The organism is Sphingobium indicum BiD32 (assembly GCF_000382885.1).
In the GTDB taxonomy this organism is placed as follows: Bacteria; Pseudomonadota; Alphaproteobacteria; order Sphingomonadales; family Sphingomonadaceae; genus Sphingobium; species Sphingobium japonicum_C.
In genome coordinates this window covers 1-12,199 of record NZ_CAVK010000060.1, presented here as the reverse complement: position 1 = coordinate 12,199, position 12,199 = coordinate 1, and the positions used below count along the sequence as shown (strand labels likewise).

General features: G+C 64.2%; 13 protein-coding genes. All 13 read right to left on the bottom strand.

From position 1 onward, the window contains the following. Positions 1 to 4: 4 nt before the first annotated feature. Positions 5 to 1,456, bottom strand: coding sequence for a conjugal transfer protein TraH (locus EBBID32_RS06120; RefSeq protein ID WP_051093284.1), 1,452 nt, complete (start codon positions 1,454 to 1,456; stop codon positions 5 to 7). Next, the gene (locus tag EBBID32_RS06115; protein WP_006952537.1) at positions 1,456 to 2,373 is read right to left on the bottom strand and encodes a conjugal transfer protein TraF; all 918 of its coding nucleotides are present in this window, start codon (positions 2,371 to 2,373) and stop codon (positions 1,456 to 1,458) included. The genes EBBID32_RS06120 and EBBID32_RS06115 overlap by 1 nt, the downstream gene beginning before the upstream one ends. Then, positions 2,345 to 4,201 (bottom strand): conjugal transfer protein TraN, encoded by a 1,857-nt coding sequence (locus EBBID32_RS06110; protein WP_006952535.1) that lies wholly within the window; start codon positions 4,199 to 4,201, stop codon positions 2,345 to 2,347. The genes EBBID32_RS06115 and EBBID32_RS06110 overlap by 29 nt, the downstream gene beginning before the upstream one ends. A gap of 14 nt (positions 4,202 to 4,215) precedes the next feature. After that, on the bottom strand, positions 4,216 to 4,962 hold the full coding sequence (trbC, locus tag EBBID32_RS06105; protein WP_006952532.1) for a type-F conjugative transfer system pilin assembly protein TrbC: 747 nt from the start codon (positions 4,960 to 4,962) through the stop codon (positions 4,216 to 4,218). A 10-nt stretch (positions 4,963 to 4,972) separates the two neighbouring features. Next, a complete protein-coding gene (gene traU, locus EBBID32_RS06100; protein ID WP_006952531.1) occupies positions 4,973 to 5,986 on the bottom strand; it encodes a conjugal transfer pilus assembly protein TraU in 1,014 nt (337 codons plus the stop codon). Further along, the gene (locus tag EBBID32_RS06095; protein ID WP_006952530.1) at positions 5,983 to 6,258 is read right to left on the bottom strand and encodes a hypothetical protein; all 276 of its coding nucleotides are present in this window, start codon (positions 6,256 to 6,258) and stop codon (positions 5,983 to 5,985) included. Before EBBID32_RS06095 ends, traU begins: the two co-directional genes overlap by 4 nt. Further along, positions 6,258 to 6,905: a type-F conjugative transfer system protein TraW gene (gene traW, locus EBBID32_RS06090; RefSeq protein WP_037489123.1), complete on the bottom strand. Its 648-nt coding sequence runs from the start codon at positions 6,903 to 6,905 to the stop codon at positions 6,258 to 6,260. Before traW ends, EBBID32_RS06095 begins: the two co-directional genes overlap by 1 nt. After that, entirely contained in the window at positions 6,902 to 7,423 is a 522-nt protein-coding gene (locus tag EBBID32_RS06085; protein WP_006952528.1) for a S26 family signal peptidase, read from the bottom strand. The genes traW and EBBID32_RS06085 overlap by 4 nt, the downstream gene beginning before the upstream one ends. Beyond that, positions 7,407 to 7,976, bottom strand: coding sequence for a TrbI F-type domain-containing protein (locus tag EBBID32_RS06080; RefSeq protein ID WP_037489121.1), 570 nt, complete (start codon positions 7,974 to 7,976; stop codon positions 7,407 to 7,409). Before EBBID32_RS06080 ends, EBBID32_RS06085 begins: the two co-directional genes overlap by 17 nt. After that, complete coding sequence (locus EBBID32_RS06075; RefSeq protein ID WP_051093282.1) at positions 7,973 to 8,332, bottom strand: hypothetical protein; 360 nt, start codon at positions 8,330 to 8,332, stop codon at positions 7,973 to 7,975. Before EBBID32_RS06075 ends, EBBID32_RS06080 begins: the two co-directional genes overlap by 4 nt. A gap of 2 nt (positions 8,333 to 8,334) precedes the next feature. After that, positions 8,335 to 10,920, bottom strand: a complete 2,586-nt coding sequence (gene traC, locus EBBID32_RS06070; RefSeq protein ID WP_037489119.1) for a type IV secretion system protein TraC — start codon at positions 10,918 to 10,920, stop codon at positions 8,335 to 8,337. Beyond that, complete coding sequence (locus tag EBBID32_RS23190; RefSeq protein WP_196805599.1) at positions 10,920 to 11,630, bottom strand: TraV family lipoprotein; 711 nt, start codon at positions 11,628 to 11,630, stop codon at positions 10,920 to 10,922. The genes traC and EBBID32_RS23190 overlap by 1 nt, the downstream gene beginning before the upstream one ends. 32 nt (positions 11,631 to 11,662) lie before the next feature. Then, positions 11,663 to 12,199 (bottom strand): DsbC family protein (locus tag EBBID32_RS06060; RefSeq protein ID WP_037489117.1); only part of this gene is annotated, 537 nt, incomplete at its 5' end.

The window sequence follows — 12,199 nt, the reverse complement described above, 5'->3', positions numbered from 1 at the left end:
CCCGCTATTGGAGACCCTGCGCGCTGAGCCCGCGGGAGAAGTTGAGCGCCGCCGACATCCCCGGCGTCATCGTGTTCTGCAGCGTCGATTCCAGCATGATCGAGCGGTCGATGATCTGCATGGTCACCTGCAGTTTCTGATCGAGCCGCACGCCGCGCTGCTGAAACTTCTGGCGCGTGGCCGCGATCTGCTGGCGCCACTGCGCCGCGGTTTCCTGATCGAAGGTCTGATAGTGGATTTTCGCCTGCTCGACGCGATCGAGCATGTTGTCGATCATGGCATTGAGAATGTCGACCGACACGATCTCGGCGAGCGTCTGGATCTCACCATCGGTCAGCGTGTAGCGCGCGGCCGACTGCACCGCGAGGATCTTGAAGAGCGGAATGCTCGACATATTGAGCAATTGCTTCTCGGCCGCATCGATCGCCACATCCGTACGAATCTTCGTCGCGATATCCTTGATCATTGCGGCGATGCGCGGGCGCAACGCGGCGCTTTCAGGGATCGCGAGGGTCTGGGTCGAGATGTTGAGACATAGCGTCTCTTCATCGCAGCGCAGGATGTTGACCGTCGCGCCGCCTGACGTGCCGTCCAGCAACGCGGTCACGACCGCTTCTTCCGCTGGTCCGACCATCGTCACTTGGCCCCCGGCGCTAGGATCGGTCGAAGGTCGCGTCACGACGGTTCCTACAAGCGTCATGATGTATTCGCTGAATTCCTTGTCGAACGCGCCGAACTTTTGCGACTTGCGGAGTGCCTCCCAGGTATAGTTGTGCGGTTCGCCGACGAGCTGGTCTTTCATCGCCGGATCGCTGTTGGCGGCGATCGTCGAATCCCGACGATTGCCGTTGTTGCAGTTCTGCCGCGCGGACGCCCAGTCGGAAAATATGCCCTGGCTGTTCCCGACCGCCTCGCAGATCGTCGCTCGCGTTGTATCCATCTGCGGCCAGATCCCGCCGACCAGAGCCTGCGCCGTCTCGCAGCTCGAAATATTCATCTGGTTCAGGAGTTGAGCTTTCTGCGCGAATTCGTCCATCACCTTGCCGATCTCAGGACTGATGGAATCGATCGCGAGCTTGAAGGCGAAGCCGAGCGCATTGTTCGCCGTCGCCTTCAGCATCGCGACGATCTCGGACGTGTTGATGAAGGAGAAGCTGCCCGAGAAGAGATCGATACCGCCGCAACCCGCCCGGGCCGATGGCAGCTGCAGGTTGAAGGGTGAAACCGACTTCTGGGGAAAGCGGGTCCACAGATTGCCAAGCGAATAGTAGCCCGCCGACTGGCCTTCGAAGGCGCTGGGCCCGGTGACGTTGGCCGCACCGCCGGCGTCGTTGAAGAAAGCGTTCATCTCGCTCGCCACACCGGCATGCGCCGCAGGCACAGCGAGATGGAGCGAGGCAAGAAGGGCGGCCGCAGATGCCGCGGACCGAATTCGGGAGCGAAGGGAACGGCTCATCAGAAATCACTCCCCACAGTCGTGTTGGTGAGCGTGAAGATGCGGTCCATGATCTCGTTGGCCGACAAGACGCCGTAACCTACGGGGATCGTCCGCTTCGTCACCGTGTCGAACAGGACCAGGGCCGGCGTCTCCCGTCCGGGGATTCCCATGCGCTCTCGTTGGCCGCTGTCGACGAGATAGTTGGGAAAATCCTTCGATGGCCCGCCGTCCATCGACACGGCCATCACCGTCAGACGATGGCTGTCCGCCACCGAGCGGAGGATCGGGCCAGCCACGTCGCATGCGGCGCAGCTCTGCGCGTAGAAATAGAACAGGCCGTAACGCTCGCCGAGACGGGTCAGCACCGCATCGCGGTCCGCCTTGCGGTTATCGATCCATGTCCGCTTGCCCAATGTCGAGACCGGGCGTTGCAACGTGTAGTCCATGTCTGGATGCTGCCAGATCGCCCGCTGCCAGACGTCGGAGAAGGTCGAAGCGCGGTCCAGCTGCTCGCGCTGGAAGCGGACATAGGCGACGACATTCTCTTCGCTTGGGTCGAGGATCGCGCGTGCCTTCAGCTCATCAAGCGTGGCCCTGACAGCCGCGAGCCGTTCGGCCGCCGGCGCCGGCGGGGACACCGGATTGTCTTTCGGTGCCCGCCGCGCGGGATCACAATAGAACCATGTGCCGAGGCGCCGTTCGCTGCAATAGAAGGGATCGCCGGTAGATTGTTGCCCGCCTTCCTCGCCAGCAATAGCCGCTGGGCAGGAAGCGAACGCCGTAACGGCAATTGCCAATGCAGCCAGCAGGGCTGGAACGGGACGGCGCGATACCCCGACGCCGCAGGAAGCGGAGTACCGGCGCCGAAAGACGCCTTGGATGCAAAGCGGCGAAGTGCGGCGCGGATCAGCCGCCGCCAGGAGCGGATCGGGCATAATATTCCTCTATCTTCTTCTGGATGTCGGACATGGTCTGAACTTCGTCAGGCAGCTTCGCGGCGTCGATGAACTCGGCGTACACCTCGGTGAAATCCATCTTCGACAGGTCGAGGCTCGCGAACTCGTGGATCGAAAATCCACGGCATTGCTCGGTCTTCGGCTTGCCCCAGGGCTTGCCGAGCTGGAGACGGCCCTGCTCCTGAAGGATGCGCGACAGCTTGCTTTCGAAGCAGCAATAGGCCGTGCGCCTGGTCTTGCAGATGCCGAGAAAGCTGCTCGAGCAATAGCTTCCGACCCGGTAGCAGAACCCCATACGATCCTTGATATCGAGCATCTTTTCCTGGGTGGAGCAGGCGAACAGGGTCAGGAACGGGGTCGCCAAGGCTGCGATCGCGGCAGGCCCCCCGGCGAGCGCGGCTGCCCCTGCCCCGACCGTGAGCAGACCGGACACCTTGCCAGCGCAGCAGTTTATCAGCCCGAAGACCGGCTTGTGGCACGTCTCCCTCTCGCCGCTGAACACTGTAAGCTCGTCGGGATTGAACTCCTTGCCGGCCTGTCCGATCGCATGGAGGGCAACCAGAGCGTCCTTGAGCTCGGTAGACGCCTCGCGCTCGATGGTTTCGCACTCGCCGTTCAAGCAGTAGACGTCGCCGCCGCAGATATACTGCTTTTCATCGGCGTTGCCGCCCGAGCCCGGCACAGGACAGCGGTAGACGCGCTCACGCACCTCGCAGCCCGGAGAACTTTCGTCGTCGTCCAGGCACTCCTCCCGCACGAACGCGCACTGAGCATTGGCTTCGAGTGTCGAGCAGTCGTTGCCCGCAGAAGTGGTGTGGCACAAATAGCTCCGGTTCCATGCCCAGCAGGGCTGGGTCACCGGCACGCCGTCGACGATGCGCGTCACGGGATCGCTCGAGGTGCAGACTTCCTCCTGCTGTACACACATGCTGTCACCCGCGAAGGTGGCGCAGGCTCCCTCATTGCGCGTGGCGCTGACGGTGGAAGCTTCCTCTTCCTTCGACAGCCAATATTCGCCGGTCGCGAGCACGATCCCCGGATGATAGGTGCCGGGCGAAATCCCTTGCGCGAGCGCGCTGCATTTGAGTTCGTAGGCAGTGTGGCCGAGTGAAGGGCAGGATGGTGCCGGCGTGAATCCGAACGGCCCGAAATTACTGCAATAGTCGATCGCTCGCGTTTCTCGACAGATCCCGCTCGCGACCTCGTCGTCGAATGCCGCCCGCGCGGGATAGACGCCGCCGTCCGTGGGCATTGTGCTCATGCGGCCGGTCCAATAGGTATAGGTCTCGCGTTTCTCGACGACCACGTTCAGCGGAATCGTGCACGAACGGGTCTGCTCGTTGAGCTTGGTGCCGATATTGCAGCTCGCCTCATACCACCCTTCCGGCAACTGGCTCGGCGGCAGCGGGATGCAACTCCCCTGCCCCCCGCTGATGTCCTCGCCGTCGAGATAGGCTTGCGGGTCGTCCTCAATCGCGCGACCGCGTGCGATATCCGCCTTGATCTCGGCGGCATCGAATTTCGGGCGCACGCGGTCGCCCTCGACGACCGTCTGATATCCTCCGTGCGACGAGGTCTGCGCCGACGCTTCGGACACCATCTTGTCCGGATCGTCGAAATAGGTGGACTGCGGCAGCGTCGTTCCCTGATAGCCCGGAATCTCCAATGCCTGGCCTTCGGTGTTGGGAACGAGCGACCCGTCCTGCCGGAAGGCTTCGGCCATCGCCTTGCCCTCCGCGCGCGCATCGGCCGTCGTCTCCTGGGCCAGCGCCGGAGCTGCCGTTGCCAGCATAGCCACCGCCAGCATGGCGATGCCCCGCCTCACGGCTGGGTCTTCCGAAGATTGCCGAGCGCGACGACAGCAACCTTCGCACCGGGACCGCCGCCCTCGGCGAAGGAAGCGAGCGCATATTCGGCCGTGACATTGCCCGTCAGGCGGTCATTGGGCGGAACGACGGTCTTGCAGCGAAAGCCCTCGCACAGGTCGAAATCTGAGCCGACTGCGACATAGGTCGGGACCGCCTGGATCTCGAATGCCCGGAACAGGCGCGGATCAATGCCGATGCTCGCGTGATCGGCCTTGTCCTCGACGATGCGCGCGATCGCCGACTGGAACCCTTTCATGGAATTGTCGGGGAAACCCCGAAACACCACAACGCCGCCCGCACGCGAGACGTCGGCGATCATCCGCTTCAGCGATTCCTCAGGCATGGACAGGCTTGCAAAGGCAATGAACTGCGGCGCCTGCCCGCGCGGCGCGTCGAGATTACCGACCGCGCCTGCGACCAGCTCGTCGAAATCGACAGCGTCTTTGGGGCCTGCGGGCAGATCGGCAGGCGACAGCCGCTTCAGATTCTCGCGGCCCGCATCGGCCGTCGACGTCGCCTCTTCGCGGAGGGCATCGCCGCGATCTTTTACATGCGCGACGAAGGCTTCAGCGTCAGCCGCCATGGCGGCCGCGCGCGCCTTGACCGCCTCGACATCGAGGTCGTCCGCGGTCTGCGCCCACAACGCGGCGCCACCAGCGAGACCGGCCAGAGCGATCGATGCAACAAGGATGGTACGCATCGCTCCCTCCCTAAAGCACGCAGCAGTTGCGCTTGCGCCAGACGAGGTAGCCCATGTCCTCGCCCGCTGCGGGATAGGCTCGCCCCGCATCCGGCGGCATGGTTGACGCTCCGATCGGCGAACAGGCGTAACGTCCCGAGACGGTCGGGATCGGGTTCGTCATCTGGAACCGGTATTGCTGCTTCCTCATGATCGGCATGAGGTATTTCTTGCACAGGCCCTTCGAGCCCATCGTGCCCCAGGCAAGACCCATGCGGTGCATCTTGTAGGCGAAGCGCGACAGCGCGAGCCTTGAGGACTGCACATGGCCGATATGCGAGGGGATATTCCCGTTGAGCGGGTACATCGTGCCCTGACAGCCTGCGCACCAGAACAGGGAGTCGAGCGGCAGGCCCACGGTGCCTGCGACGCAATCCCCGGCGCAAGCAGCGACCGCAAGTGGGTTGGCGAATACCACCGCCTCGGGGTTGATGAGCGCGGTCAGCGTATCGTCCTGCCAGAGCGGATCGATCTCGGTCATATAGGCGATATCAAACGAGGCCTGCTCGAAGCAGAGGAAGTCCGTCAGGATCTCCATCCAGTACAAGAGGGGGTAAACGTACCAGTGGACGTGCCATTTGGCTGTGTTCTGGCTCTTGCCGCCGACCTGGCTCGGCCCCGCGAGCATGCCCTGACCGATGTCGAAACCGGGCGCGATCTTCTTGCCGCCGAGATTGACGAAGCACCACGGCTTCATCGTTACGTCCGCGAGCCGGACCGGCTCCCAGAAGCCGACCGAGATCCCGATGCGCGGCAGCGGGTCAGCGCAGGCGCAGATCGGCGACGCCGGGTTGTTCGTGTCCGGCCGACCACTGGGCCAGATCTTGAGGCCACCGACCGACAGCGGGAACAGGCAGGACCAACAAACGTCGGTCACCGGATTGACGAACTTGCCCGAGCATCCGACCGCTTCCGCGCGGCCCGGCAGAAGCGCGAGCGATCCGAACAGCGCCAGGATGGCGGCAAGGAGGCGGAGCGGTCTCACGGCTCGCCCTCCCCTTGACGCCCGGCAAGCCAGGCATCATCGGCGGCGCTTTTCGCCCGGAAGTAGCGGATGCCGCAGAGAAGTGCGGCGAGCAGCAGCACGGCACAAACGAGACCCGCAGTATTGCCCGCGAGCGTGCGAAGCGGTCGCAGGCAGAGGATCGAGGCCGCAAGCGCGATGCACAGCAGCTGCCACAGGTGGCGCCTGCGGCGAAGCACCCTCGTCTCGGGTGCTGCCATCGGTGTGCGCAGCATGTCGAGCCAGAGCGGCATCACCTCGCCCCCTGCCGCGCCAGCACATGCTCGCGCACCTGCATGACCTTGCCTTGCTGGCTCACGACCGCCGGCGTGTGGCGAATGCCGAACCGCTCGGTCAGCACGCCATTCTGATCGAAATAGAAGCGGCGCTTGCGGTTGGTCATCTCATCAATGGGGGAACCCGCGACGAGGACGATCTTGGCATCCGTCGCATTCCAGCGTCCGGTCGCCCACGCCATCTGCCTGGCATCGTCGCCATCGACGAAGACGAGTGCCTGGCGCACCGTCACGAAATCGAGCGGGTTCACGCGCTGCCCCGCGGCTGCGATGAGATTGCCCTTCTGATCGCGGATGTCCCGCTCGACGACCATCGCCGGATCGAATTGCCAGCTGCGCTCCCGCGTTGCCGGTGTGATGCCGTCGACTGGCTTCGGCCGACGCACGGACTGCTCGACGCGGCGCGCGAACTGTTGATTGAGCGCGTCGATCTGGCCCGATGACTGGAGCCGGGCCAAGCGGGCCTCGATCGTCGCCAGCAGGTCGGGTTCGATGATCGGAAAGGCTTGCGCCTGCGTTCCATAGTCGCGCGCCTGGGTGGAAGCTGTGGTGCCGACGGCGATGAGAAGGCCTGTCCCGACCATGCGAAGGACGGGCGCCCTCATAACACCGCCTCCCCGGTGCCGAGAATTTGCGGGCCGCAGATGAACCCGATTTCACCGTAGCGGCTGTCAAAACTGTCGGGATGCGGAGTTCCCACGAAATAGCAGCCGTCCGGCACCGTGCCGATCGGCCCGGGTGTCAGCTTCTCGCCCCGCCGCGTCACTTGCTTCATCGCGCCCACGAGGCGCCCGTTCACCAGCACTTCTGCGCCTCGATGCTCGATGGTGTCGCCGGCCATGCCATAGACGATCTTGCCGAACGCGCCTGGGTTCTCGCCGAAATGCGCGCGCACGAGCGCGGTCGCGGGCGGGACGAAGAAGAGATAATCGCCGCGCTTGGGTGCCCTGCCACGATCGATGGTGAAGGCCCAGTTGGGCAGGGATTCAGAAGCATTGATGAACAATGCGTGGTCCTCACGCCAGGACGACAGCGCGCTTGCGGCGATGCCGCCAATCCCAATGAGGCCGAGCAGCACCCAGCGCTGCCTGACCGGTCCGCGGGTTTCAGTTGGCGGGGCCATCGGGCGCGCTCCCGAAAGGTGAGGCCGTTGTGGGTCCGGCCTGCGGTGCAGCCGGTCCGGGAGCGGGAGAGCCACCACCCATCCTGGCCTGGAGTTCGGCGGGAGAGGCAGGACGTGGAATTGCGATGCCGCTCGCATAAACCGCCCGTCGCACTTCATCGGTGATATCCGGGACATTGCGCGTGAGGACCGCTTCCGCGACCAGAACCGTCTCGCCCTTGGCGGCGCGCGCAGCCATCTGGCCATCGAGCGATGCCATGAAGGCACGCATCTCGTGCTCGACCTGCTCCGGCGGCGACGCGCTACGGGCCTGCGCCTGGATATACTCGCCGACAAGACCGGACAGTTTTACCGCCACGATGCGCTGTTGCGCTGGCGGTGAGAGCAAGGAGCGCGTTACCCACATGCCCCAGGCGAGAGCGGCAAGGAGGATCGCCAGGGCTGCGAGCTGCAGCACCGAAAGACCTGCAAACGCGGCTCGGCGCTTGCGCGGCTGCTCAGTGCCGGCAGGGTGTGGGAGATCGAGCTCAGGTTCGCGTGAAAGATCGGTCATGTTGTCTCTCCCCCCGACGACCCGGATTGCCGCAGGTTATGCCAGCGGAGCACGCCCACGATCAGGAACAGAACGGCAGTCAGGCCGACTAGCAGCAGTTGGAACGAGCCTTGCCGCCGTGCACCGGCCTCGAGATAGCGCGCCGAAAGATTGTTCAGCTGGAGGAAGAAACCATCGAAGCTGAGATTGCCGAGCAAAGCCAGGAAGCAGATGAACAGGCCGAGGACGACGAGCATATTGGTCGCAGCCCATCCCGCTGTGCGAAGTCCATGATAAATCAGCGCTTGCCAGTTCAATGCACGGCGACGCCGCGGAGGACGGTGGCGGTGCAGCACGATGCGTTCGGGGACAGGCATGGCTATTCCGCTGCGAGCGGAACCCCGCCGCTCGCCTCCTGTCCGTTTGCTTCGGTCGCCGGTTCTAGCAACCGTTCGATTGCCTCCTCGATCGTGAGGCCATCGCGCACGCCTGCCTCGATCGCTGCGAAGGTGCGGGGGCTCGACGAATAGACCGCGGCCGAGAAGGGATCGAGCACGAGCCGGCCCAGCGCCAGCGTGTCCGGGCCTTTGATCATGATGTCGGAATATTCCGTGCCGTTGCGTTTCAACGAGCGGAGAAGCGCGTCGGTATGGCCATCCATGTCGAAGCGGTCGTGCTTCTTGAAATCGGCGATGGTTTCCGGCTTCTGCTGAAGGATGACGAACCAGTCGCTGTTTTCGAGCGCGGCCTTCGATCCGTCCGACTTGTAATAGTCGTTGAGCGATTGGGTCGCGGTGATGAGCGACGCGCCATATTTACGGCACGTCCGGCTGTAGGTCTCGATGAAATCGGCCATGGCGCCGCCACGCAGCATCTGCCAGGCTTCGTCGAGGAGCAGCGCCTTGGGGATCGCGCGGTCGATCCGGCGCATCGCCTGGGAAGACATGAACATGATCGCGGTCAGCACGACCGAACGCAGCTCCTCGCGCGATGCGAGGTCGGAAAGCTCGAATACGGTGAAATCGGCCTCGAGCTGGAAGCTCACATCGCCACTGAAAAAGCGGCCATATGTGCCTGCGCTCGAGAACGGGCGCATGGCGATGGCGAGATCTCCGGCAAGCATGTTGCCGGTGGCATCGAGCGCGGCGATCACATCGTCGATGCTGCCCGCCCTGCCCTTCTCGTTCCAGATCTCGTTGACCGCCCCATCGATCAGCCCCCGCTCGGTATCGTTCAGCCGGTCCATGTGGCGGGCCATCTGCGCGACGATCGCCTTCAGCATCGCCATGCAATCGAGCAGATAGTCCTCGTCCTCTTCCGCCCGCGCGCCGTCGATCATGGCAAAGGGATTGAGGCAGAAGCCCGAGCCAAGCGTGAACTCGACGAATGCCCCGCCCTGGAGTCTCGCAGAATGTTCGAACGAACGCCCGTCGTCGATCACCACCACTTTCGCCCCGGCGCCGCATAGCGATGCGCACAGTTCCTGAAGCGCAACCGACTTGCCCGAGCCCGACTTGCCGAACACTGCGACATTATGATTGCCGGCGGCGTTCTCGAAAGGTGACCAGAAGAAGGGCTGTCCGCGCCGGCCGACCAGCAGGAGATGCGGGATCGGACCGCCCAGATACTCCCCCTGCAGCGGTGCAAGATTGCAGGCCGTGGTCGTAAGCATGGTGCGCATGCGCTTCATGCGTTCGAGGTCGCGGGCCAGACCGTCGGCAAGCGTGATCGGCATGGCGCAGAGCAGGCCCATGATCTGCAGATAGCGATCGTCGTGAAGGTCCCAGCCTGCGGCGCGATAGACGGACTTCACAATACGCTCATGAGCGTCGCCCTGCCCCTTGGGCGAGAACGACGTCAGCGAGTAGAAGCAGCGCACGAGCTTGCGGCCTTGGCGGAGCTCATCCTGGACATACTGCCATTCGCGCGACTGTTCGCGCAGCTGCGGCAGGAAGCGCGCCGATTTTGAATCAGCGAGGCTGGTGGTCCGCATGAACTTGTAGCCCGCCTTGCTCGCGGACGCCTGTTCGTCGGGATATTGAAGACAAAGCACGGTCGCGACTGGGCAAGGCATGCGCAGCTTGTCCGTGAACAGGTCGCCGATCAGTCTCGCTACGTCCCACGGCGCCCAGCGGTTCGGCAGGTTGCGTACCGAGAAGGAGCGCAGGTCAAACGTGTCGGGATAGATTTCGCCGATCTCGGGCGCGCCATCGACATCCGCACCCGTCGGACGGAAGCGCTCGGTACGCAGCAGGAGCCGGTCGGGTTCGATCCTGAGTTCGATGTCGCGCCGGACGGCCTGGTCTGCGATCGGGTCGAACGGACTGTAGCTGGTCGGATCGTCACCCGCCGCCGTTGTCGGCGATGTCATGTCGTCAATGAGCGCGATGAGCGCGACGGGATCGAACACGCGGGTTGGCACGTCGATCGACTGGAGCGTCGAGACGAGGCCCTCTCGTACCGAAACCAATGCGTCGGTTGTTACCGATGCGGTATCGGGGACGCTCACCGAAATCACGATGCGATGATTGCGAAGATGGAAGGGAGCGTCGGCCGACAGCGACCGCCAGACGCCAGCGCTCAGATAATCGGCGCGGTGTCGCGCCATGCGCTCGTAGATGCCACGCGCCCGGTAGCGGGGCACGAACCATTGCGAGACCCGGTCCCCGATCCGGGGAGACATCCAGTGGAGAATCTGGACGCAGCATTGCGCTGGGATGGCCTCCGAGAGGAACTGGGTCAGGATCTCCGCCGTCCGCTCATCTCCTCCGACCAGCGGTGCCGCCTCGATTGCAAAACCCCGCGACCCGCTGTTGAAGAACAGCGACGTCTTCTGGTCGAAACTGCGATAGGGCAGCCAATGCGCGAGCATTGGAACGCCGTGACTGGGCGGCCGCGTATCGGGCTTGCCGTCGACGCCGAGAACCCGCTCGAAGATCCCGCTGAAGAGACCGGGCGCAGTCATCAATCCTCCTCCGGGGCGCCCGGCAATCCCGGTGCGCGTATGGGGACCGCGCCCGTAGCGCTGGCCTCGGGCGAAACGGCCTGCGAAGGAATGGAGGGCGGCAGCTTCGGTTCAGCGTCAGAATCGCGTGTTGGCCTTGCAAGCACCGCTTCGACTTTCGCGCGGACCTCTTCGACAGAAGTAGGTGGACGCACAGTTTCCGTCTCGACCTGCCCCGGTATCGGGGCATCTGCGGCTGATGGCGTATTGCCGTACCGCAAGGGCGGAGCTGCCATGGCCGTACCGGCAAGTGGCGCAGTGACGCGTGGTGTTGCACCGCTTATGACACCCGGAACGTGCGTCACCTCGCCTGTCGGCACCCAGTCTCCACTCTCGACGACGGTATGAATCGCGCTCGCTTCGTGGAGGCGTCCGAGATCGTCGATATAGGATGGGAACATGATGCGCAGCACCTTCTCCCCGGATCGGCGCTGCGGTGCGTTGACAGCTCTAGCCACGGCATTGTTGCACTGCCCACCGGCGCAGCGGACGGCCGCCGGCCCGGCTTCCTCTGCGGTCTCTCCCACCAGCAGCGCGACCGCTGCATCATCGATGCGCGAGGTCGGCGCGCAGGTTCCGTCGGGCGCACGGCACGCGAAATTGCCCTTCACATTGCCGTTGAGTATCGAGCAGCCGCCAAGCAGGCCAAGCGCCAGGATAGGCGTTGCCATGCGCACCCGAAATGCGATCGATCGGACCCGCATCACCGCGCTCCCTTCAACCAGGCGGCAAGCGCGTCTTTAGGGCGGTAGCCCTCGATCATCGCGCCGTCGCTACGCACGATGACCGGTGTGCCTGCGATGCCGTTGGCGGCGGCGAACTTCTCGTTGGCATCAAGCCCCGAGGTATCGCAGTTCGCCGGTTCAAGCGTATCGCCAGCGTAGGCCCTGCGGAGTGCGCGGGCCGGATCCTTCGCGCAATAGACGCGCTCACTCAGCGCGCGGCTCCCAAGGATCGAGATCGGTCGTTCCACGACGCGAACATTGAGCTCGGTGAGTACGCCGCTCAGCGCCCGGCAATAGCCGCATGTGAAATCGCTGAACACGGTGACCGTCGGGCCTGACAGATTACCCCAGATGATCGCTCCCGACTTGGGGAGCCCGGTGAGCGACAGGGCGCGGTCCGGCCGCGCGCGCATAGGCTCGCGCGCGGCCGCCGCTGGCGAAGCGACCGCGGGAGCTGCGAGATCTTCGCCATCGGAAGTCCCACTGCTGGCCGCGCCGCCGAGCAGCATGGCAGG

What these genes read in the sequence shown, in the direction of transcription:
- EBBID32_RS06080 (WP_037489121.1), bottom strand. Translation starts at nt 7,976, where the DNA reads ATGACCGATCTTTCACGCGAACCTGAGCTCGATCTCCCACACCCTGCC.
- EBBID32_RS06110 (WP_006952535.1), bottom strand. Translation starts at nt 4,201, where the DNA reads ATGCTGGCGGTGGCTATGCTGGCAACGGCAGCTCCGGCGCTGGCCCAG.
- EBBID32_RS23190 (WP_196805599.1), bottom strand. Translation starts at nt 11,630, where the DNA reads ATGGCAACGCCTATCCTGGCGCTTGGCCTGCTTGGCGGCTGCTCGATA.
- EBBID32_RS06085 (WP_006952528.1), bottom strand. Translation starts at nt 7,423, where the DNA reads ATGGCCCCGCCAACTGAAACCCGCGGACCGGTCAGGCAGCGCTGGGTG.
- trbC (WP_006952532.1), bottom strand. Translation starts at nt 4,962, where the DNA reads ATGCGTACCATCCTTGTTGCATCGATCGCTCTGGCCGGTCTCGCTGGT.
- EBBID32_RS06075 (WP_051093282.1), bottom strand. Translation starts at nt 8,332, where the DNA reads ATGCCTGTCCCCGAACGCATCGTGCTGCACCGCCACCGTCCTCCGCGG.
- traW (WP_037489123.1), bottom strand. Translation starts at nt 6,905, where the DNA reads ATGAGGGCGCCCGTCCTTCGCATGGTCGGGACAGGCCTTCTCATCGCC.
- EBBID32_RS06120 (WP_051093284.1), bottom strand. Translation starts at nt 1,456, where the DNA reads ATGAGCCGTTCCCTTCGCTCCCGAATTCGGTCCGCGGCATCTGCGGCC.
- EBBID32_RS06095 (WP_006952530.1), bottom strand. Translation starts at nt 6,258, where the DNA reads ATGCCGCTCTGGCTCGACATGCTGCGCACACCGATGGCAGCACCCGAG.
- EBBID32_RS06115 (WP_006952537.1), bottom strand. Translation starts at nt 2,373, where the DNA reads ATGCCCGATCCGCTCCTGGCGGCGGCTGATCCGCGCCGCACTTCGCCG.
- traC (WP_037489119.1), bottom strand. Translation starts at nt 10,920, where the DNA reads ATGACTGCGCCCGGTCTCTTCAGCGGGATCTTCGAGCGGGTTCTCGGC.